Below are 22,328 nucleotides of genomic sequence, written 5' to 3' on the forward strand. Positions count from 1 at the left end.
AGTTCGGCCGATAAATCAGAGTTTCAGCGATTGTTAAGAGCTCCTTGCTACACTGTTCGACAGCTTCCATACCATGCGTTAATTGAAGGAGGAGAACCGTTACCAGATGCTATCAGAAGGAACAGGTAGGATTAAGAAATGGACCAGAAGGACTGCTGCGGTACTAGCCTTCGCCATATTGGCCGTATTGGCGCTTCCGCCGCGCGAGGCGCACGCGGAGATCGCTTCGCTATATCTCAAATCGCCGCAGGATATCAAATTTCACACCTACAACGGCGTGACGGAGATGTACATCGCCGACACCGGCAATAACCGAGTTATTCGGGCAGATACGGACGGGCTGGCGAATTTAATTATTCCCGTTAATAATCCGACGGCGATTACTATCGATGAGGATGGCAATCTCTTCGTTGCCGAATCGGGCTTGGCCGCAAACCTCCATGCGTTCAATCGGGATGGAGAGCCGCTTCTGTTGCCGAAATACAACAGCACGGAGTCGGTCAGCATCATCGAATTGACCAGCCGGTTCACGAACCCGACCATCGGTATGCCGCAGCTCTTGAATATCAAGAGTCTTGCCATTACCAAGAGCACCGATACGGTGACCCACGAGCAATTTAAGGTGGCACAGTTTATTTGCGAGAGATACGGGGTAACAAGCTTCTTCCCGACGACGTACGGGCTGATCACGGAGGCGTGCAACGTCTATCTGAACCAAATGGGCTGGGGCAGCGGAAGCGGCGGAGGCGGCGTGGATGCCGAAACGGGTTATGCGCTGCATCCCGACGGCAGGCTGTGGAGGTCCGGGGGGTATTATGTCGATCTGGAATCGACCTTCAACATGTCTTTCGACGATATCAACGACCAGTCCGGAGAGATCGCGGTGGACCCGGTGGACGAAATGTTCTATGTCGTCATGAACAAAACGAAGATCGACCGAACCTCCTATACGGGGGCTTCCTATTACAACCGTCCGACGCTGCAGCCTTGGCTGAATCTAACCGAGGATTACGGCATCAGCAGTCCGCATTCGATCTTCGTAGGCCCTGACAGGGCGCTGTACGTAACGGATGCGGCGCAGGACCGCATTATCGTCGTCAATCTGGACGCCACAGGCTCCTTCAACCGGGTACTGGAATTGACTCACGAGCTGAACGACCCGCCGACGGCCGGATCGTTCGCGAAGCGCGGCAAGATGGGGCAGACCGTTTCGTTCGAGGGCTCCGATTTCTTGAACCGATATTCCGATCCGAACGGCCACGCGATGGCTTCCATTCGCGTCGTCACGCTGCCCGCTCACGGCACGTTCAACCTGACAGGCGTTCCCGTACAGGCGGGACAAGTCATCCCTGTGGCCTCTCTGAACGGTTTGACGTTTACGCCCGATCCGCTCTGGGGCGGCACTACGGCCTTCGAATGGCTGGCCAAGGATGATCGCGGAGCCTATTCGGCAACGGCCGGCACGGCGGAAATCTTCATCCGGATTCCGGGAGACGCCAACGGGGATGGAGTCGTAACGCCTGCGGATGCGCTGCTCATCACCAAGTATTTGAAGGGGAAAATCACGCTGACGGCAGATCAGCTCGAAGCGCTCGACATGGACGAAGACGGCGAAATAACCGAAGCGGATGCTACCTTAATCATGAATATCTATATGGGCAATGCAGTCTAACAAACCTTGAGGTGAATTCATTGAACTATTCTTATGCTAACCGATCTGGACTGCGCGGCAAGTTCAGCGCCGCCCTGGCTTTGCTGCTTGTGCTTGCGCTGCTGCTGCCCTCGCTCCCGAAAGCGTCCGCGGATCCGTCGGGCACGCCTTCCGTGCGTGTCGGCACGGTGGCCGGAGCGCCGGGGACTTATGTAGAGGTGCCGGTTTTCTTCGACTCGAATGACTCGGAACTGTATGTCTACCGGACAAACATTACGATTAACTACGATCCGAACGTGCTGGAGCCGTCGGCAGGAGACGAGGCGACCATCAGCGGGCCGGTCAAAGCCATTGACGCCAACGCGAACTTGCTTGTAGACAAGACGGCGACGGGCAGTCTGAAGCTCGATCTGACGCTTACCGGTTTTATCGACGACTCCAGCGAGCTGTTCACGCTGCGATTCAAGATTAAGGAAGGCGCGCCGGCAGGCAACTCCGCCCTGACGGTCGTTCAGGGCGAGCTTTACGAAGACGTAGTTCCGGTATCCGCAGATCTGGTCAATGGAGAGGTAATCGTTTCTCCTCCGGGCCATGCGGTTATTAAGATCGGCACGGCTTCCATTAAGGCGGGTGAGGCGGGTATCGTCTCTGTGCCTGTGGAAGCGACACTGGATAAGGAGGCAGCCTCCTACGGCATTCGGATCAAGTATGATCCAGCCGCCATAAGCTTCGATGAAATCGAGGGACAAGGCTTGATGTCGAGCTCTAGCAGTACGGACGGCTGGGTGAAGGTCTCTTGGCTGGATCTGACTGGTGGAGACGATCCTATTCCGGCCTCTCAGGAGGCTCAAATCCTGTTTACGATCAAGTTCGCAGTTGAAGATGACGCGCCGATCGGCGATCACGCGCTGACTGTTGAGACTCCGAACGACTTGCGGGAGCTGACGTTTACGGACGTGCATGCCGTGGAGATGAACAAGACTGTCGTAAACGGCAAGGTTTCCGTCGTTGTTCCGCCTGCGGCGCCGACATCGGTGACGGCGACGGCGGGCAACGGCAAGATCAACTTGACTTGGCCGGCTGTGTCGATGGCGGAAACCTATAAGGTCTATCGCTATCAGGGTGATGCCGAGCCAGTCAACTCCGCCGATTGGGTAGAGATCGCCAGCGGAGTCGAAACCAACGCGTATACTGCCGAAGGATTGACTAACGGTACGTCTTACGTATTCGCGGTCAAGTCGGTCAACCTTGCCGGAGAGTCCGATCTGAGTCCGGCTTCGGATGCGGTTGCGCCTGTGCCGGCGCCTGGCGTGCCGACGAGCTTCCGCGCCTTGGCAGGCAACGGGACGGCGGTCGTCTCCTTCGCGAAGCCGAGCGGTACGGTCGGCGAGCCGATCTTGAAGTATCGCGTCGAAGCCGTGCTGGACGGCAGCGTCGTTGCAACGAAGGAAGTGCCTGAAAACCTCGAAGGCGTGTACAGCGCGAGCTTTGACGATTTGACTAACGCACAGACGTACACGATTCGCATCTATGCGGTGAATATTGCCGGAGATTCGGAGCCGCTGACCGGCACGGTTCGTCCGGTGGCGAAGCCGCTGGCTCCAACGATCCTGTCGGTTGTGCCAGGCAACGGGCAAGTACAAGTCTCCTTGGGCGCGCCGGCTAATGTGAACGAGGCGCCGGTAGATTATTACATTGTGACCTCCAGTCCCGGCGACATCTCTGTCACGGTTGGCGGGAGCCAACTGTCGGCCGTCGTCCCCGGACTGACGAACGGCACGTCCTATACCTTCACGGTTGTCGCCCAGAATGCTGTCGGGATGTCCGATCCGTCCGCAGCATCGCAAGCCGCAGTGCCGACAGCGCCGAGAACGGGAGGCGGCGGAGGCGGTTCGACGCCGACGGAGCAAATCATTGTCGAAGTCAGCGATGGCAATGGCAAGGGCGGCGTGGTCGCCAGCACGACCATCACAAGAACGACCCTTGCGGACGGCCGCAAGAAAGACGAAGTGACTCTGACGTCGGCACAGGCGGAGCAGGCGATCAAGCAATTGAAGGAAGCCGGCTCGTCTAAGGCCAGAATCGTCATTCCCGACACGAAGGACGAAGTATCCGATTTGAATGTGAAGCTGCCGGCAGAGGCTGCGAAGCAGTTTGCCGCGCAAGGCATTGATCTGCAGATCTGGACCGACAACGGCGGCATCCTCGTACCTAGCCGCTCCCTGCAAGGCTTGCAGGAGGAAGTGTACTTCCACGTTGTACCGATCAAGGCAGCCGGAGAACGCAAGCAGGTAGAAGAGCGACTCAAAGGCGAGCCGACGCTTCTCCGATTGGCGACCGCAGACGGCGTGCAGCTGATCGGTCGTCCGATGACGATCGAGACGAACATGAGCAGCCGCGAGGTGACCCTGGAGCTGCCGGTTGGCGAGGATATGCCAAAGGCGGAGCTGGAGAAGCTGGGCGTCTTCATCGAGCACAGCGACGGAACGAAGGAATGGGTGAAGGGGGAATTGGTCGGCTACAACGGAACGAATAAGCCGGGCATCCGCTTTACGATCACCAAGTTCAGCACCTTCTCCATCGTAAAGCTGAGCGTGGACAGCTCGTCCCATACCGCTTACATTCAAGGATACAGCGACGGCACGTTCCGTCCGGACCAAGCGGTGCAGCGGGTGGAGATGGCGGCGCTGCTATCCAGAGCGTTGCCGGGCGCGTCTGCAGGCTCGGCTGACGCGGCTTACTCCGATCTGCCGTCCGCCGCATGGGCGAAGCAGGCGATCGCGCAAGCGACGGCGCAGGGCTACATGCAAGGCTCCGACGGCCGCTTCATGCCGAATAAGTCGATTACCCGCGCAGAGATGGCGGCGATCGTCGATCGCCTGCTGAAGCGCGATACGGCAGCGGGCGATGCGAAAGCGTCGTTCAAGGACACAGCCGGCCATTGGGCGGCTGGAGCGATCGGACGCGTAAGCGCAGCCGGTATCATGTCCGGCTCGGGAAGCGGAATGTTCCGTCCGAACGATCCTCTTACGCGCGCCGAGGCGGTCGTCATTCTGAACCGCGTGCTGGAGCGCGGACCGCTCGCGGGCTCGGCAGCCGCCTGGAAGGACGTTCCGTCAAGCCACTGGGCGTTCGGACACATTCAGGAGGCGTCCAATGATCACCGCTACACTCGCAATTCCAACGGCGGTGAACAGTCTATCGGCCATTAATCGAGCAATCGACTTATAATTACCTGTTCAAGGCGCTCGGGAAGATCGGGAGTTTTCCGGATCAGATCGAGCGCCTTAAACAGCTTCTTATGATGTTCGATATGCTCGAAGATCAGCGTCGCAGAAGGGACGATGTCGTTCAAAACGACCTTGTCGACATTCTTGTAAGGAACCCGCAGCGCTTGCTGGATGCCCTAGATCGCATCGGCGAACAAATCCTCCACATATTCGACGGGCAAATTGCGGTCGTAACGGGTGCCAACGGTTCTTTCGAAGCTTATTCGAAGGCGGCAGCTGTCCTTCGACATTTCAGGGCGTGGGCACGCTTGAAGCTGGAGATGACGGCGATGTGGATAGGGAACGGTGGCGGACAGGACTCAGAGTTTAGAGCTAATTGCATGGAGTACAACAAATTGACAGCGGAAGAGGATTTCGGAGGAGCTAATTGTATAATCTGCAATTAAATCAGAGCAGCAATGCCAAAGTATCGCCTAACCTTCGGAATTAGATGTACAAGTACAATTAGAGGATGCCCCGCTCTGACTTGTGCAGGAACTAGTTGTACAGAGTACAATTAACCACTTCCTATTTATCGCGCTTCGGCTTGCGAGAGCGACACGATATCCTCCGTTTGGTTCGCGGCATGCAACATCAGTCTGGATGAGGCTGTACTCACAAGCAAGCGTTCCCATGAGATGGGAACGTCTCAATTTCAAGAGAAGGATCTCAAATTCCACTGCATGGTGGGAGAAGGGATTCTTTTTTTTCTCAAAGAAGCGCAGCTCAGGGCAGGGCTAGAAAAATCACTAATTGTCTTACGGGGCATTCTGATTTTTCTTTGGCATGCCGCAATAACGTCGAAAGATGTCGTGTAAGCGGTAGGGAAACGGACACGGCTCCGCTACAATGTGAATTACATTCGAATGGAAACAGTAGAGGAGGCTCACGATGGGACTTGAATTGGGACTGCAGCTATATTCGGTGAGACAGGCATATAAGCACGATGTTACGGCGACCTTGGAGCGGGTGGCCGAGATCGGCTACAAAAATCTGGAGCTGGCTTTGCAAAACCGGGATGCGAATCTGAACGCTGGCGGCTTGTCCGCTTCCGAGTTCCGAAAGCGCATGGAACGGCTGGGATTAAAGACGGTGAGCTGCCACGCCATGGTGCACGGCGAGGACAGCTTGCCGCCCTTGCTTGATTTTCTGACCGAGGTGGGAAGTCCGACGCTGATTATTCCGATTGCCTTCTTCGAGAGCAGACGGCAGACGCTCGAGTATTGCGACAAGCTGAATCGTTACGGCGAAGCGGCGCGCAAGAAGGGCATCGACTTCTATTACCACAATCACTTTCAGGAATTCCAGCGATTCGAGGGCGAGATGATCATGGATACGATGCTGGCGCATACCGACCCGTCCTTGGTCAAGTTCGAGCTCGATACCTACTGGACGGTAAGGGGCGGGGAAGATCCGCTGCAATGGCTCGATAAGCTCGGAGAGCGCTGCGATCTTGTGCATCAGAAGGATCTGCCCGCATCGGTGAGCGCAGTCAATTATTTCGACGTGTACGGCAAGGATTCCCGCATTACGCTGGATACGTTATATCAGACGCAGGACCCGGCCCAGTTCACGGAATCCGGAGAAGGCGTGCTGGACATCGGAGCCTACATCGGGAAGCTTCGCAGTCTGGGACATGCCAAGACGATTTTCGTAGAGCAGGACATGACAAGCCGCGACGAATTCGAAAGCGTCTCGATCAGCTATCGCAATATGACGAAGCTGCTCGGAGAGTAGCCGATGAACGGCGTGGAGATCGTCGGTGAGCGCTAGTAACAAAACGCTGCTGTTGTATTTGGTCGGTATGACGGCGCTGGTCGGCGGGTTTGCGCAGAACATGTATACGCCGATCCTGCCTCAAGCGCAGGTGGAGCTGGAAACGAGCGCATTCCTTATCAATCTGAGCGTTACGCTGTTTACGGTTGCGATGGCTGCTATGCAGATCGTATTCGGCCCGATCGTCGACCAGAAGGGCCGAAGGCCGGTTATGATCGCAGGGCTGACGCTGTTCGCGCTGGCTACGTTCGGCTGCGCATTCTCTCCGTCGATCGGTCTGCTGCTGCTGTGCCGCACCGCGCAAGGCATCGGGGCTGCCGCGATTCCGGTCGTGGCGGCTGCCGTTATCGGGGATCTGTTCGAAAGAAAGGCGCTGGCCAGAGGAATGGGCACGTTTCAGCTGATTCTGGCCTTGTCCCCGGCGCTCGGACCCTTAATCGGCGGCTTCATCGGAGCGCGCGCGGGAATGCACGGAATCTTCCTTTCCCTGGGGCTTGCCGCCGTTCTGCTGCTTGCCGCCAATGCAACGCTGCTTCGGGAAACGCATTCTCCTCCGGCCGTTCCCCGGAAGTTTTCCTTCCGCGGTTTCGTATCCGTCTATCGGAATCCTCATGGCAGGCAATTGCTGTGGACAGGCTTCTTTCAAGCGATGTCCACGATGACGCTGCTCGTTTACCTGCCATCCGTCTATTTGCACGATTTCGGAATGGGACCGGAAGGGACGGGAGTGTCCTTTCTGTCGATGGCGCTATGCTTTATGCTGGCCGTGAAGCTTGGCGTTGGCCTGCAAAGCCGCTGGTCGTCCGCCCGCGTCTACGTCTATGCGACCTGGGCGAATATATCGACCTACGTGCTGCTGGCCGTGACCGCGCAGTTCGATCTGGCAGCGCTTACAGCGTCATTCTGCCTGTTCGGCTTCACCTACGGCCTGTCCATGCCGATTCCCGCTACGCTGGTGACGGCCTGGTTCCCGCAGGATCGGGCCGCCGCCAACGGGGCGGTGAACATTATGAGGCTGATGGGCTCCGCGCTTGGCCCGATGGCAGGATCCGCTCTGTATTTGAGCGGCAGCAGCGCTGTTGTATTTATCGGCGTCATGCTCTTATATGCGGGAAGCATGCGAGGAAGCAGACGCCTTATTCATGTATCCGGGAGGTTCGAAAATGAGTAAAATCAAAGTCGGCATCGTCGGCTGCGGGAATATCAGTGACATCTATTTGACCAATTGCCGAGCCTACGACGCCTTGGAGATCGTCAGGCTTGCGGATATCGACCTGGAACGCGCGTCGGCCAAAGCCACGCAATACGGCGTGCCTGACGCGGGCACCCTTGCCGAGCTGCTGTCCGATCCGACGGTCGACATCGTGCTCAACCTGACGATTCCGGCCGTGCACGCGGAAGTGAGTCTGGCCGCTCTGGAAGCGGGCAAGCATGTGTATTCGGAGAAGCCGCTGGCTACGACCATGGAAGACGGCCGCAGAATATTGGAGCTGGCCGACAGCAAAGGCTTGCGCGTCGGCGTAGCTCCGGATACGGTGCTCGGAGGCGGCATCCAGACCTGCCGCAAGCTGATCGACGATGGAGCCGTCGGCCAGCCTGTAGCCGCCACGGCATTCATGATGACCGGCGGGCCCGAGAGATGGCACCCGAACCCGGGGTTCCTGTACGAGATCGGGGCGGGTCCTATGTTCGATATGGGGCCCTATTATTTAAGCGCCTTCATTACGCTTCTCGGCCCGATCCGCCGGGTAACCGGCAGCGCTGTCATCTCCTATCCGGAGCGGGTCATCGCGAGCCAGCCGCTATACGGCCAGAAGATTCAAGTGCAGACGCCGACGCATATTTCCGGGGTGCTGGATTTTGTCGGGGGAGCGACCGCTTCCTTGATTACGAGCTTCGACGTCAAGGGGGGGACATCCCTTTCCTCGATCGAGATTTACGGAAGCGAAGGCACCCTGCTCGTCCCTGACCCGAACACGTTCGGCGGACTGGTCAAGCTTCGCAAGCCTGGTCCCGATCAGGCGTGGCAGGAGCTCACGCTCACCCATGCCTATACGGACAATTCGCGAGGCATCGGCTTGCTGGATATGGCTCTGTCCATTCGCGAGGGGACGCCTCATCGTGCGACGGGCGAAGTCGCCCTTCAGGTGCTGGAAGCGATGCACGGGTTCCATATCGCTTCGCGGGAAGAGCGGCACTATCGCATGCAGAGCCTTTGCGAGAGGCCATTGCCGATGCCTTCCTTGCCGCAGTCTTGATGCGGGCGGGAATCCGATCGGCGAACATCGCAAAGCGATCAATCCGCAACGGGTTTGGAGTAGTAGCCGAGCTGCGCGGGACCTACAATACATCTATAGCGAAATCGCTTGCATGAGGGGGGCCTGCATATGAATCAAATTGCCGCGAAGCAAGGGCTGTTTAAGAAAGGGCCGAGGTCATCCCGCAGAATCGGCTGGAGGCGGTACGCGCCGCTGTTTATCATGGTTCTTCCAGGCGTGTTGTATCTGCTGTTCAACAACTATATGCCGATGCTGGGATTGATTATCGCCTTTAAGGATATCAACTATACGAAGGGGATTCTCGGGAGCGACTGGATCGGCTTCAAGAACTTCGAGTTTCTGTTCCGCACTTCGGACGCCTATACGATCACCCGCAACACCATTTTGTACAACGGAGCCTTTATCGCGATCAATACGGTAGTGGCGATCGGCGTAGCGATCATGCTGAACGGGCTCAAGAACCGGATCGCCTCCCGCTTTTATCAGAGCGTGATTCTCCTTCCTTTTCTGATCTCGACGGTTGTGGTCGGTTATCTCGTATTCGCGCTGCTCAGCATGGATTCCGGTCTGATGAACCGAACGATTCTTCCGGCGCTCGGGCTGGACCCGGTGATGTGGTACAACGATCCCAAATACTGGCCGTATATTCTGACGATCGTGCACACTTGGAAGGAAGCCGGCTATCTGTGCGTCATCTACTTGGCGGCCATACTCGGCATCGACAAGGAATACTATGAAGCGGCCAAGATCGACGGGGCCAACGGCCGACAGCAAATTATGCACATTACGCTTCCTTCGATCATGCCTGTCATCATTATCATGACGCTGCTGGCCATCGGTAAAATATTCTATGCCGATTTCGGCTTATTCTATCAGGTTCCGCTGAATTCCGGCATTCTGAGTCCAACAACAGACGTCATCGACACTTACGTCTATCGCGCGCTCTTGAATCTCGGGGATATCGGCATGGCCTCGGCCGCCGGGTTCTATCAGTCGGTCGTCGGTTTTGCTCTGGTCATCGTATCGAATTTGATTGTGCGCAGGTTTAACCCGGATAACGCGCTGTACTAGGAGGCGATGAAATTGAACAGCTCGATCAGATATCAACAATGGGCGCTGAACGCGATTTTCATCGTCTTGGCGGCATTCTGTCTCCTGCCCTTCGTGCTGCTCGTGGCCGCATCCTTCACGGACGAGCAAACGATAATTCGCAACGGTTACTCCTTCTTCCCGGAGAAGCTGAGCCTGTACGCTTACGAATATTTGTTCAAAAGCTCCGCTTCCATCTTTCGTTCCTACGGAATCTCGATTCTGGTTACAATTACGGGAACGGCAATCGGGCTATTGATGATTACCCTGCTTGCTTATCCGCTGTCTCGTAAGGATATGCCGCTGCGAACGGGCTTGTCGTTCTACGTTTTCTTCACGATTTTGTTCAATGGCGGACTGGTTCCGACCTATCTGGTATACACGCAAGTATTCGATATTAAGAATACGCTGCTCGCCCTGATCGTTCCTTACCTGCTGCTTAGCGGATTCTATGTGCTGCTCGCCCGGACGTTCTTCCAGAACACGATACCGCCGGAGATTATCGAATCCGCTTATATGGACGGGGCGGGGGAATTCCGGATTTTCTTCCGGATGATCCTGCCGCTGTCGACCCCTGTGCTTGCAACGGTTGGCCTGTTCCAATTGATCCGTTACTGGAACGATTGGTTTAACGGCCTCATCTTCATCACGAAAGAGGATTTGTTCAGTCTGCAGTACTTGCTCAACAAGATTTTGCTCGACATTCAGTTCCTTGCCGTATCCGACATGGGCGGCCGCCAAGGCGACGCGCTGTCCGCTTTGCCCAAGGAAGGCGTACGGATGGCTATGGCGGTTGTAGGCGTCATTCCGATAATGGCCGCTTATCCGTTCTTCCAGAAATTCTTCGTTAAGGGGCTGACGGTGGGCGCAGTGAAAGGCTAGGCTATCGCCGGCAAGTCCGGATAGCATATGACAAACAGAGATCAGGGAGGTACTTGCATGAAAAGGAACAGCATCAAGAACGCGATCTTATTTACGATCATCCTTGCTCTGACCGCGGCGCTTGCGGGATGCGGCTCGGGCAACAGCGGCACGGGGGCGGCAAGCACGGGCAGTCCGTCGCCTTCTTCCGGCGCCGGCGGAGCGTCGGGAAGCCCGGAGTCGTCGCTGCCGCCTTATGAATTGACGATGGCCTTCTTCACGCTTGGCTCGCAAACGGCGGGAATTCCCGAGGTGGAAGCGGCCGTAAGCAAGATCGCGAAGGAAAAGCTGAATACGACGGTCAAATTCCTGCCGATCGCTTATGGCTCGTGGAGCCAGCAGATGAACCTGATGCTGGCGGGCAACGAGGAACTGGATCTGATGATCAGCGGTGTCAGCGGCAACTACGCCACGCAGGTCGCGCAAGGCCAAATTTTGCCGATGAACGAGCTGCTGGACAAGTACGGCACGAATATTAAGGACACCTTATATCCGTTTATTCTCGACGCGGTGAAGGTGAACGGAGAGACTTACGGGGTACCGGCCAGAAGGGATTTTGCCGGAGGCCGATCGCTGTACATGCGCAAAGATATCGTGGACAAATACAATATCGATCTCAGCAAATATACCAAGTTCGAGGACCTGACCGAGCTGTTTCAGATCGTGAAGGACAAGGAACCGAATATGATTCCGCTCGTCTCTTTCGCGCCCGGCTCCACGCCTGTAGACAGCATGGCCGCCACCCTGTTCGATGTGCTGGTGAACAAAATGGGAACGATCAAAGTGGACGGGGGAGAATCGAAAATCGTTAACATGTACGAGACTCCGGAATACGAAGGCCTGGTAAAGCTTGTTCGCGGCTGGTATGAGAAAGGGTTTATCCGCAAGGATGAAGCGACGGCCAAGGACACCGCCCAAGACCTGATCAAGGCGGGTCAGGCATTTGCCTACTTCTCGACGTGGAAGCCCGGCAACGAAGCCCAGGATAGCCGTAAAGCGGGCGCGGAGCTCGTATCGATCAGCGTGGGCAAGCCGCTCACCGACTCCAGCCACGGCACCCGCTTTAACTGGTCGATTGCCAAGAACTCCAAGGACCCGGCCCGGGCGATGATGTTTCTGGATCTGATGTTCGCAGACCCGGAGATCAACAACTTGCTTTCCTGGGGGATCGAAGATCGCGACTACGTTAAAAAATCCGAAACGACGATCGGATATCCAGCAAACCTGGACGCGAGCAGCGTTCCCTATGGCTTGAATACGGGCTGGCTGTTCGGCGATCAGTTCAAGTCCTTCATTTTCGAAACCGACCAGGCCGATCTGTGGGAGCAGATGGACAAGTTCAATCTGGACTCGACCAAATCGCCTGCCGTTGGATTCAACTACGACGCATCGTCGGTTAAAAATGAAGTGGCAGCCGTGACGAACGTGCTGAACCAGTATCGGGTCGGGCTGGAGACCGGAACCCTGGACCCGGCGTCCACACTGCCGGAATTCATCAGCAAGCTTAGAGACGCGGGAATTGACGACATTGTGGCGGACAAGCAGAAGCAGTTCGACGCTTGGAAACAAGCCAAGTCGCAATAACAAAGCCAATGTTGGGTAATCAGATGGGGCCGCTGCCCCATCTGATTTTTCCGTAATATCGGGACGGTATCCATGCGCGAGCGGACGGGCGTCAGAGGGCGGCTATGGCTTCGGTTCGCTCGTGATACAATGAAACAATGAAGTGGCCAACGTATTCTCAATGGGGTGGAAACCGCATGAAACTGCCGGCTAACCATAAACGGCGCAGCTCCTTACGGTTTCGCATCGGTATCGCCTTTGCGCTTGTTACCGTGCCTTTGATTTTGCTGCTGATCTATAACAACCTTTACGCCTCGAACGTCGTGCGCAATCAGGTCGCTCAGTCCAACAAAAAGTTCGCCTCTTTATATTTGAATCCGATAGACCGCAGTTTGGCGGAAGCCGATCAATATTTGTACAGTCTGGCCTCTCAGGATTCCGACTTGTTGGCGCTGGATCTGTCGCCCGAGAAGAACAATCGGAAGTACTATCTGGCCAAAATCAGGCTGTCCAACAAAATATCCGCCGATATCGTCAATTACGAAGCTCTCGACATGCTGTTTATTTATTCGATCATTAACGACGAGATGGTGATGTCCCCGGTGGAGGGGAAGTCCTATCCCGAGCAGCTGCGGGAGCGGACGGCCATTTACGCCTTGCTGAAGGAGGGAGCCTCTGTCGAACGGGAGTGCCTCCGCTCGTGGTGCACCCGGCAGATTGGCGAGCAGTACTTCCTGCTGCACATCGTCAAGGCGGGCAACGTCTATCTCGGCGCATGGGTCGAGGCGAACCGGCTGCTGGCGCCGCTGGACACAATCGAGCTGGGGGACCGGAGCAGAGCCATTCTGGTTACCGATCGCTACGAGCCGATGAATGACGGAAGACTGATCGATGAGCAAGGCATTCGGTTGGAAATCGGGAACGAGCTTTATACGGTCGTCGGAGCCAAGGAGAAATACTTGCTGGTTGGCGAGACCTCGCGGATGGGGAATTTCGGCTTGGCCGTTCTCATTCCCGAACGCACGATTCTGGAGAAGCTCCCCGAGCTTCAACGGATTGCGTTTCTCGTCCCCCTCGCTGCTGTCCTGGTGCTTTTGCTGCTGCTGCTGTATTTGCGCAAAATCATTTTACGTCCGATCAATCGGTTTATCAGCGCGATGAAGCGCTTTCGAAACGGCAACTGGGATACGCAGGTCGCGCCTGATCCGTCATTGTCCCAGGAATTCGAGCTGATGACCGGCACCTTCAATAGTATGGTCACACAAATCCAGGATCTCAAAATCAACGTCTACGAGGAACAGCTGAACTTGAAAAGAGCGGAGCTGAAGCATCTTCAATTACAGATCAATCCGCATTTTTTCCTGAATTCGCTCAACATTTTATTTCATCTGGCTCAGAGCAAGCAGTATGAGCTTATTAAAGAAATGACCGTGAATCTGGTCGAATATTTCCGCTTCATGTTTCGCAGCGCCTCGACCTTCGTGAAGCTGGAGGAGGAGCTGAGGCATACGTCCAGCTACTTGAAAATTCAGCAATTGCGATTTCCCGAGCATATGACGTTCCGAATGGCTTTCCCGGAAGATTTGGCCGAGGTTCGGATCCCGCCGTTGCTGATTCAGAGCTTTGTCGAAAATACGATCAAGCATGCGGTCACGATGGACGAAACGATTCATCTGGAGGTAACGATCGAGGAAGCAGGCGAGGGGGAGAAGCCGGATACGATCATTCGCATTCGGGACAACGGCCCGGGTTTTCCAGCCGACGTGCTGGACAAGCTGCGCTCGGGCGAAGAGCGGATTAAGGACAACGGGGAACAGGTCGGCATCTGGAATGCGAGGCGAAGGCTGAGTCTGCTTTATGGAGATAGGGCGTCTCTGAGTTTCCGCAATGGACCGGTCGGCGGAGCCATCGTGGAAATCCGTCTCCCTCGTCTGGAGCATGAAGAATAGAACCGAAGGAACGGGACAGGGTATGAACAGGAGGAAAGCGCATGTTCGAACATCGGGAGCATACGTTGTACGTTAGAAGTTTTATTTCAGACTGGCTGGATCGGCACAAGGTACAGTTTATTCCTATCGGAGACCGCATATGGGAGTTTGCGGAGACCCGCTTCGAAGAGTTTCGCTCTGCAGAATTGATTGCCGGCGAGCTGGAACGGGAAGGGTTCGATGTGCAGAGAAAGGCCGGAGGCATTCCTACGGCTGTTGTTGGCAGCTACGGGCAGGGCAAGCCCGTCATTGCGATCTTGGGAGAATACGATGCTCTGTCCGGTCTCAGTCAGCACAGAGGGGAGCCCCGGCCGGCTCCGCGCGAGAGCGGGGGGAACGGACACGGATGCGGACACAATCTGCTCGGCACAGGCGCCTTGGCGGCGGCGGTCGGCCTGCGGAAAGCGATGGAGAGGTACGGCTTGCCGGGAACGGTTCGCTATTATGGCTGTCCCGCGGAAGAGGGCGGCGGCGGCAAGGGCTATATGGTGCGCAACGGCTTGTTCCGGGACGTGGATGCGGCGTTGACCTGGCATCCCGCCAGCATGAATTTTATTCTGAGCAGCTCGACGCTGGCGACCTGCCAGATGTATTTCCGCTTTCGGGGCCGCAGCGCCCATGCCGCCGGCGAGCCCCACTTCGGGCGCAGCGCATTGGATGCAGTCGAATTGACCAACGTCGGATGCAACTATTTGCGGGAGCATATCATTTCTGAAGCTCGTATCCATTATGCGATTACGAATGCCGGGGGGATTTCGCCTAATGTCGTGCCGGCGGAGGCCGAGGTGCTCTATAAGATTCGCACTCCGCATTCGGAGCAATTGGCGGAGCTTTACGACCGGGTATGCAATGTGGCCAAGGGGGCGGCGCTCATGACCGGAACTGAGCTTAAGATCGAATTCGACGCGGGCTCGTCCGAAATCATCGTGAACCGCACGTTGGAGAAGCTGATGCACGACACTTTCCGGGAGCTTGGCTGTCCGAGCTTCGATCTGGAGGAGACGGGATTTGCCGCTCAAATCCGGGATACGCTGACCGAATCGGAGAGGACGCATCAGGTTCCGCCGGAGCTTCGCCACCTTCCCCTGACGGACCGTCTGGAGCCGTACAAGCCTTCCGATGAAGCGGCCATGGGCTCTACGGATGTCGGCGACGTGAGCTGGCAGGTGCCCGTCGCGCAATGCTGGGTCGCCTGCTCCGCCATCGGCACGCCGCTGCATTCCTGGCAGGCCGTCAGCCAGTTCGGCGTCTCCATCGGGCACAAGGGAATGCTGCATGCGGCGAAAGTGATGGCGGCGGCGGCCGCCGAGCTGCTGCTTCGGCCGGACGTGTTGAAGCAGGCCAAGGATGAGCACCTTCGGCGCGTGCAGGGCAGAGCCTATCATTGTCCCATACCGGAGGGGGCCGTTCCCAAGCCCGTCCGCAAATCGTAGAACAGCGCAGAGCAGAGGAGGACAACGGGCATGCACCATCTGTTGATCGTAGACGATGAGATTCTCGCCGCCCAAGGGATCAAGAACGGGATCAACTGGGGCAGCATGGGCTTCTCAAGCGTCAGCGTAGCGCACAACGTGACGCAGGCCAAAGAGATTATCGGCAAGCATCGCGTCGATGTTATGATCTGCGACATCGAGATGCCTAGAGGAAACGGCATCGAGCTGCTGCAATGGGTGAAGGAGCACAATCCGTCCGTCGAGGCGGTGTTCCTGACCTGCCATGCCAACTTTCAATATGCTCAGCAGGCCGTGCAGCTCGGGAGTCTGGATTACTTGCTCAAGCCGGTGAGGTTCGACGAGCTGGAGGCATCCATTCGAAAAGCCGTGCAGAAGATTGAAGCGGAATTGCTCAAGCTGCAGCAGTCCGAATCGATGCAGAAATATCAGGCGCTGTGGTCGAAGCATCAGCCCGTGTTCGTGGAACGCTTCTGGAGCGAGCTGCTCCAGCGCCAGCTGCCGCCCGATCAAACCCGTATTGAAGAAATAATAGAGAGAAAGAATTTGCCGATCAAGGCGGCTATGCTGTTTATTCCAGTGTTGATTTCGGTTCAAGAATGGTCCAAGCCCTACTCGGTCAGGGAACTGAAGCTGATGGAGTACGCAATCCGCAATGCGGCGATCTACGCGATGGAGCTTGAACAGATGCAAGGACAGGTTCTTTCGTCGTTTAACGGCAAGTGGGTCGTCCTTGTTCCGCAGGAGCATCCGCGGACTCAAGACCATCGCTCCATCTCGAAGGCTTGCGAGCAATTTATCACGCTCAGCCATCGGCACTTCTCCTGCCGTTTGTCCTGCTATGTCGGCCGTCCGATCGCGATTACCGGCATTCCGGACCAGGTAGATTCATTGCTGGAGATGGATACCGAGAATGTGACTATGAGCAACCGCGTGCTGGTGCTGGGAGAAACTCCGAAGCAGGCTCCCGGAGCAGCGGTGTCACAGATCGACGAGTGGCTGGAATTAATGAAATTGCTTTCGAAGGACGAGCTGCTGCGGGGAATCGAGCAATATTGCGGGAGATTGAAGCGGCATGGCTGCTCGGCCCAAGAGCTGAAGGAATTCCAGCATGATTTCTTGCAAATGATCTATCATGTTTTACAGCTCAAGGGGCTTCAAGCGCGAATGGTCTTCTCCGATTCCACGGATTCCATCGCGTTCGCGGTTCGATCCGTGGACCATCTTCAGGAATGGGCGAAATACGTCGTGCTGAAGGCGATTCGATCCGTAGAGACGATAGAAGAATCCCATACGGTCGTGGAGAAAGCGAAGAAATTCATCGCCGAAAATATCGACAAGAACCTGTCCCGGGAAGTCGTGGCCGAGCATGTCTGTCTTAGTCCGGACCATCTGACAAGAGTGTTCAAGAAAAAGACGGGGAAAGCGATCTCCGAGTATCTGATGGAGGAACGGATTCGGCATGCCAAGCATCTGTTGACCTTTACGGATTTCAGCATTAGCGAAGTGGCGTCCTCCGTCGGCTATATCAACTTTTCGCACTTCAGTAAAATTTTCCGCAGAATGACCAACATGAATCCTCTGGATTTCCGCAAGCGCTATAGAACGGGTGGGAGGCCTGTTAACTAACTCGAAAACTAAAGCTGCGGAGAAACGTCATGGTGGCAGGAAAGGTTCACTAACTCGAACTAAAGCGGCGGAGTTTTTCTACTTCGATCCATTGTCTACCGTCGCTCAGCTTGAAACTTTAACGGATCAGATTCTGGCCTCCGTTGTCAAGGAGTAGCATGCGCGTCGCTTCGACAGAATAGATGGAACTCAAATGCAGCCCCTCTTCGGGCTGCATTTTTTATAGGGGCCGCAGAGAAGGCCAACTGCCTCTCCTTCCGTTTGTGTTGTTAAGAGTTTTTTAAGCGGCCTGGCCTATAATGGTGCACAATGGGCTGAGCTTACCGCCTTGCAGCTTGTCGACGCCGAAGAAGTTAGAGGTTGCTGCCGACACTCGATTCTATATAATTATGGAAAGAGATGAATTGAACGGAGAGACAAGCCCTTGGAGGTAGTAACCAGTGAGAAGATGGATGAAGGATAGATTTCTCGCAGGTCTCTTCCTGCTGACCGTCTGCATGGGCTCGGCGATGTACTTCCTCGTGAAGATCGAGTCCGTCGGACCGTCCGTAGCTCAGGGGGTTCTGGACTTGAGCGACTGGGATTATCGCGAGCAGGGCGTGCTGACGCTGGACGGGCAATGGGAGTTCTATGCCGGGCAGCTGCTCGTGCCGGGGAGCCCGCTGGAGGCACTGGAGAAGCGAAGCTTTATTCAAGTTCCAGGGAAGTGGGACGGCTGGCAGGATCGCCAAGGCTACACGATGAAAGGCAAGGGCTACGGCACCTACCGGCTTGTTATTCGCAACGCCCCTGCGGGGGAAACGCTCGCGATCGCCAAAAACTATGCCCGATTCGCGGATAAGCTTTACGTCGACGGCGCGCTGGCCGGCGAGTCGGGCTCAACGGGCGTTTCCAGAGAGGGGTATACGCCCCGCAATGTTCCGTATGTGGCCTATTTCCAGGCTGGCTCCGCAGATATCGAGATTTTGCTTCAGGTTTCCAACTTCGACTTTAAGAGCGGCGGAATTACGGACTCCCTGAAGTTTGGCTTAGGCAAAGAAATTCAAGTGCGGAAGAGCCTGATTATCGGCCTTGAATTAATGGGCACGATTGTGCTGTTTCTATTCGCCGTGCTTACGTTCAGCCTCTACTTATGGTTTCAACGGAATTCTCTCCTTATAATTCTGGGGCTGTTTTTCCTGCTGTTCTCCTTAAGCGTCCTGACCAACGGCGAACGGCTGATCTTGCAATTCCTTCCCGGCTTTCCCTTCGAGGCGGCTTTCAAGATCAAGTACGTCTCGGTATTTGCAGTACCGGCTATTCTATTCCTGGTCTCTTGGAAGCTTGCTCACGATTCGAGGATACGCCGCCTATTCTTCTGTACATTTTTGTTGCTATCGACCTATTCCGTCGGAGTGATCGTCCTGCCGTTCCGAATTTATTCGGAAATTCAGGATTACATGTATGCGGGAATCGCGCTTAGCTATCTGATATTGATCGTATTTTTGTTAAGTTCCTACGTTCGCGGTCGTTACGGCATCCTGAACAGAACCCAGTTTCGGCTGTACTTCGCAGCGGTCTGGTCGCTTCTGCTGCTGTGCGTCAACGTCATTCTAAGCTCCGAAAACATGACCTCCATGCTGCTGAACAATGTCATTGTGCTGATGTTTCTGGCTTTTGTCTCCATGCTGCTCATTCATCAATTCGTCGGAGCGTACGTTGGCATGCAGAAGCTGACCAAGCAGCTGCAGATGGCCGACAGAATGAAGGATGAATTTCTGTTGATTACCTCCCATGAGCTGAACACCCCGCTTAACGGGATTATGAACGTATCGCGAGCGCTGTTGAAGGAGCCGTACAGGAAGGCGGCCGAGCAGGAAATGAAGGAAAGGCTGCTTATGATCCGAAGCACGGCGTATCGGATGTCCAACATGGTCAACGATATTATCGATTCTGTGCGGATGAAGGACGGCAAGCTCGCCATGAATATGAGGCGGGTTGATCTTGCCACGTGTTTATCCATCGTGATGGAGGTGTTCGGGTATCTCGCCAAGGGCAAGAACACGCAGCTCGTCTCTCGCATCGATTCTCAGGCACGATACGTCTATGCCGACGAAAGCCGGCTGATGCAAGTGCTGTATAACGCAATCCATCACAGTCTTAAGCATACCCAGGATGGAAAAGTCTCCATCGGCAGCAGGAAGGAGGGGGACAGCATTCGTATCGACATTCAAGCGACCGCCGGAACTCGGAGTCCGAAGAGCGAGGGTTCCGATTCGGAAGCGGAGAGGGGCAACGGGTTCTCCATCGGATTGTCCGTCGCACAGGAGCTTGTTGAATTTATGGGAGGGGCGTATCATCCGACGGAGGAAGGACTTGAGCTGATCTTGCCGGCAGCGGACATCGGCATTGCCCGGGAGGAAATTGCCGCTGCGCAGGAGCCGCCTCCCGATCGACAGGAGCAGAGAACGAAATCCGAATTTAAGAAAACGGGCGAAGGGCTTCCGAAAATTCTGATCGCCTCCGCCGATCCGATAGACGTTGAGCATTTGTACGGCATGCTTTCGACGGAAGGCTTCGAGGTGTTATGCGCAGGCTCGGATACCGAAGCCTATGCCTGCGTTACGCGAATGGATCGGCCCGATCTCGTGATGCTGGACGTAATGCTGCCGGACTCGAACGGCTACGAGCTCTGCCGGCGCATTCGCCATCACTTCACGCAAGCGGAAATGCCGATTCTTCTCATCAGCTCGCGCAGCACGTCCGCCGATATCGAGGCCGGCATCGCCGCAGGCAGCAGCGACTTCGTGACCCGGCCGCTTGATCCCGGAGAAATTCGCGTACGCATCAATACGCTGCTGTCTATGAAGCGGCTGGTGAAGGAAGCCGCGATGAACGAGATGGCGTTCCTGCGGTCGCAGATCAAACCGCACTTTCTGTACAATGCGTTAGGCACGATTATGTCTCTTTGTTACACCGACGGCGTAAGGGCAGGGGAGCTGCTCAGTATTTTCAGCCGCTATTTGCGCATTATTTTTCATCTGGACAATACGGAGGAAACCGTCAAGCTAAGCAAGGAGATGGAGCTCATCCAGGCGTACGCGGATATCGAAAAAGCGCGGTTCGGCGAGCGCGTTCGCGTGGAATTCGACGTGGACAAAGACTTGTATGATTACCAGATCATGCCGCTTACCATTGAGCCCTTGGTCGAGAATGCGATTCGGCACGGCGTATCCAAGAAGCTGAGCGGAGGAACTGTCCGCCTGATTATTCAGAGAGAGGGCGAATTCGTCCGGGTCGATGTGGAGGACGACGGCGCCGGGATGACGTCCGAGCAGGTGCAGGCCATTCGGATCAGCGACGGGAAGGATCAAGGAGTCGGATTTCGCAACATTATGCGCCGCGTGGCGCATATGTCCGGCAAACCGCCCATCGTCGAGAGCGAGCAGGGGAAGGGCACGAAGGTCACGATCTGGCTTCCGTTAACGTATTCTTGAGGAACCGCGAGAGGCTGAAGTAAAAGGCTCAATTCAGGAGAGGAGGAGAGGACGTTGATACAAGCATTTCTGGTGGATGACGAGGAGCATGCGCTTACGATCTTGGAGCTTTTTCTGGAGCGTATCGGAGGCGTGGAGGTGATTGGCCGGTCGAACAACGGATTCGATGCTCTGCGCCAGCTGCGCGAGCTTAAGCCCGATGTGCTTTTTCTGGATATCGAAATGCCCGAGATGAACGGCATCGAGCTTGCCGAGATTTTGCGAAATCAGGGGTCGGACGTACATATTATTTTTGCGACCGCCTATGACCAGTATGCGTTGCAAGCGTTCGACCAAGCCGCGATCGACTATATTCTTAAGCCGTTGGAAATGGACAGACTGTCGAAGACGGTCGCCAGGCTTGTCAGAGAGGTGGAGAAGACGGGAGCGGAACGCTCCCCGGCGGTGATGGCGGCTGCTCCCGTCGAGGCAACTCGCTTTCTGATCCGGTTAATGGGTCATTATTACGCAGGAGCGGAAGACGGCTCCGCGATCAAATGGAGAACGAACAAAGAGAAGGAAGTGCTTGCGTACTTGTCCGCGCAAAGCGACCATCGCTTGCATAGAGACCGGATCATCGAGGACGTGTGGCCGGACGAAAAATACGATAAAGCGAAGGTTTATTTGCACACCTGCATCAGCCTGCTCCGCAAGCACATGAAGCAGATCCATCTCGAAGGCATTATCAAGTACGAGGATGAGCGATATTATCTCGACCCGGAGCGGATAGACGTCGACGTCCGTTCTCTCAAGCGACATTTTCATGGCCTGAAGCAGGCGGGCGCGCCCACTCTCCAGGAGATCGAGAATGCCCTGTCCTATCATACGGGACAACTGCTGCAGGATGAGGATTACCCGTGGGCAAGCCATGAAGCGGAAGCGCTGGAGCGCTCGGCCTCCGAATGGCGGCTTGCGCTCGGTGAGCTTTATCTAGGCAGCGGACAGTACGACAAGGCGGCGGCCACGGCGGAGACCGCGATAGAACACTCGCCCTACGAGGAAGAAGCCTATCGTCTGTTAATGCGCGCGTATCACGGACTGGGCAAAAACCATGAGGTTCATCTGACTTACCTCAATCTGGTGATCAGGCTTGAAGAATTGCAGATCAAGCCGTCAAAGCTGTCGCGTAAGCTGTACGAGGATTGCTGCACATAGTGAACGGAAGAGGCCGTCCCGCGCATCGGGACGGCTATCCTT

14 protein-coding genes are annotated in these 22,328 nt (G+C 55.8%); 13 read left to right on the forward strand and 1 reads right to left on the reverse strand.

Features of this window, described 5'->3' with window-relative positions; all coding sequences use genetic code 11:
- Positions 1 to 106 precede the first annotated feature (106 nt).
- Positions 107 to 1,672 (forward strand): dockerin type I domain-containing protein, encoded by a 1,566-nt coding sequence (locus ACFO1S_RS01800; RefSeq protein ID WP_204600945.1) that lies wholly within the window; start codon positions 107 to 109, stop codon positions 1,670 to 1,672.
- 20 nt (positions 1,673 to 1,692) lie between these two features.
- The gene (locus ACFO1S_RS01805) at positions 1,693 to 4,863 is read left to right on the forward strand and encodes an S-layer homology domain-containing protein (RefSeq protein ID WP_204600944.1); all 3,171 of its coding nucleotides are present in this window, start codon (positions 1,693 to 1,695) and stop codon (positions 4,861 to 4,863) included.
- Here ACFO1S_RS01805 and ACFO1S_RS01810 read toward each other — a convergent pair.
- Positions 4,860 to 5,006 carry a hypothetical protein gene (locus tag ACFO1S_RS01810; RefSeq protein WP_378126124.1) on the reverse strand — a complete coding sequence of 49 codons (147 nt, stop codon included), beginning with the start codon at positions 5,004 to 5,006 and terminating at the stop codon, positions 4,860 to 4,862. The genes ACFO1S_RS01805 and ACFO1S_RS01810 overlap by 4 nt on opposite strands.
- Positions 5,007 to 5,811: 805 nt before the next feature.
- On the opposite strand from ACFO1S_RS01810, the gene ACFO1S_RS01815 reads away from it, so the two are divergent.
- The 11 genes from ACFO1S_RS01815 (at position 5,812) to ACFO1S_RS01865 (ending at position 22,286) form a co-directional block, all read left to right on the forward strand.
- A complete protein-coding gene (locus ACFO1S_RS01815) occupies positions 5,812 to 6,657 on the forward strand; it encodes a sugar phosphate isomerase/epimerase family protein (RefSeq protein WP_204600942.1) in 846 nt (281 codons plus the stop codon).
- A gap of 25 nt (positions 6,658 to 6,682) precedes the next feature.
- The gene (locus ACFO1S_RS01820; protein WP_204600941.1) at positions 6,683 to 7,867 is read left to right on the forward strand and encodes an MFS transporter; all 1,185 of its coding nucleotides are present in this window, start codon (positions 6,683 to 6,685) and stop codon (positions 7,865 to 7,867) included.
- Complete coding sequence (locus ACFO1S_RS01825; protein ID WP_204600940.1) at positions 7,860 to 8,954, forward strand: Gfo/Idh/MocA family protein; 1,095 nt, start codon at positions 7,860 to 7,862, stop codon at positions 8,952 to 8,954. Before ACFO1S_RS01820 ends, ACFO1S_RS01825 begins: the two co-directional genes overlap by 8 nt.
- Positions 8,955 to 9,083: 129 nt before the next feature.
- The gene (locus ACFO1S_RS01830; protein WP_204600939.1) at positions 9,084 to 10,046 is read left to right on the forward strand and encodes an ABC transporter permease; all 963 of its coding nucleotides are present in this window, start codon (positions 9,084 to 9,086) and stop codon (positions 10,044 to 10,046) included.
- Positions 10,047 to 10,058: 12 nt separating this feature from the next.
- Positions 10,059 to 10,946, forward strand: a complete 888-nt coding sequence (locus ACFO1S_RS01835; protein WP_378126127.1) for a carbohydrate ABC transporter permease — start codon at positions 10,059 to 10,061, stop codon at positions 10,944 to 10,946.
- 57 nt (positions 10,947 to 11,003) lie between these two features.
- Positions 11,004 to 12,569, forward strand: coding sequence for an ABC transporter substrate-binding protein (locus ACFO1S_RS01840; RefSeq protein ID WP_204600937.1), 1,566 nt, complete (start codon positions 11,004 to 11,006; stop codon positions 12,567 to 12,569).
- Between the two features lie 176 nt (positions 12,570 to 12,745).
- Positions 12,746 to 14,497: a sensor histidine kinase gene (locus ACFO1S_RS01845; RefSeq protein ID WP_204600936.1), complete on the forward strand. Its 1,752-nt coding sequence runs from the start codon at positions 12,746 to 12,748 to the stop codon at positions 14,495 to 14,497.
- Positions 14,498 to 14,538: 41 nt separating this feature from the next.
- Positions 14,539 to 15,969, forward strand: coding sequence for an amidohydrolase (locus tag ACFO1S_RS01850; RefSeq protein ID WP_204600935.1), 1,431 nt, complete (start codon positions 14,539 to 14,541; stop codon positions 15,967 to 15,969).
- 30 nt (positions 15,970 to 15,999) lie between these two features.
- Positions 16,000 to 17,616, forward strand: a complete 1,617-nt coding sequence (locus tag ACFO1S_RS01855; RefSeq protein ID WP_204600934.1) for a response regulator — start codon at positions 16,000 to 16,002, stop codon at positions 17,614 to 17,616.
- A 440-nt stretch (positions 17,617 to 18,056) separates the two neighbouring features.
- Positions 18,057 to 21,092 (forward strand): ATP-binding protein, encoded by a 3,036-nt coding sequence (locus ACFO1S_RS01860; protein ID WP_204600933.1) that lies wholly within the window; start codon positions 18,057 to 18,059, stop codon positions 21,090 to 21,092.
- 54 nt (positions 21,093 to 21,146) lie between these two features.
- Positions 21,147 to 22,286: a response regulator gene (locus ACFO1S_RS01865; RefSeq protein ID WP_204600932.1), complete on the forward strand. Its 1,140-nt coding sequence runs from the start codon at positions 21,147 to 21,149 to the stop codon at positions 22,284 to 22,286.
- Positions 22,287 to 22,328 lie beyond the last annotated feature (42 nt).

It is taken from the genome of Cohnella boryungensis (assembly GCF_042651945.1).
Lineage (GTDB): Bacteria > Bacillota > Bacilli > Paenibacillales > Paenibacillaceae > Cohnella > Cohnella boryungensis.

What these genes read in the sequence shown, in the direction of transcription:
- ACFO1S_RS01840 (WP_204600937.1), top strand. Translation starts at nt 11,004, where the DNA reads ATGAAAAGGAACAGCATCAAGAACGCGATCTTATTTACGATCATCCTT.
- ACFO1S_RS01850 (WP_204600935.1), top strand. Translation starts at nt 14,539, where the DNA reads ATGTTCGAACATCGGGAGCATACGTTGTACGTTAGAAGTTTTATTTCA.
- ACFO1S_RS01845 (WP_204600936.1), top strand. Translation starts at nt 12,746, where the DNA reads ATGAAACTGCCGGCTAACCATAAACGGCGCAGCTCCTTACGGTTTCGC.
- ACFO1S_RS01855 (WP_204600934.1), top strand. Translation starts at nt 16,000, where the DNA reads ATGCACCATCTGTTGATCGTAGACGATGAGATTCTCGCCGCCCAAGGG.
- ACFO1S_RS01830 (WP_204600939.1), top strand. Translation starts at nt 9,084, where the DNA reads ATGAATCAAATTGCCGCGAAGCAAGGGCTGTTTAAGAAAGGGCCGAGG.
- ACFO1S_RS01815 (WP_204600942.1), top strand. Translation starts at nt 5,812, where the DNA reads ATGGGACTTGAATTGGGACTGCAGCTATATTCGGTGAGACAGGCATAT.
- ACFO1S_RS01800 (WP_204600945.1), top strand. Translation starts at nt 107, where the DNA reads ATGCTATCAGAAGGAACAGGTAGGATTAAGAAATGGACCAGAAGGACT.
- ACFO1S_RS01825 (WP_204600940.1), top strand. Translation starts at nt 7,860, where the DNA reads ATGAGTAAAATCAAAGTCGGCATCGTCGGCTGCGGGAATATCAGTGAC.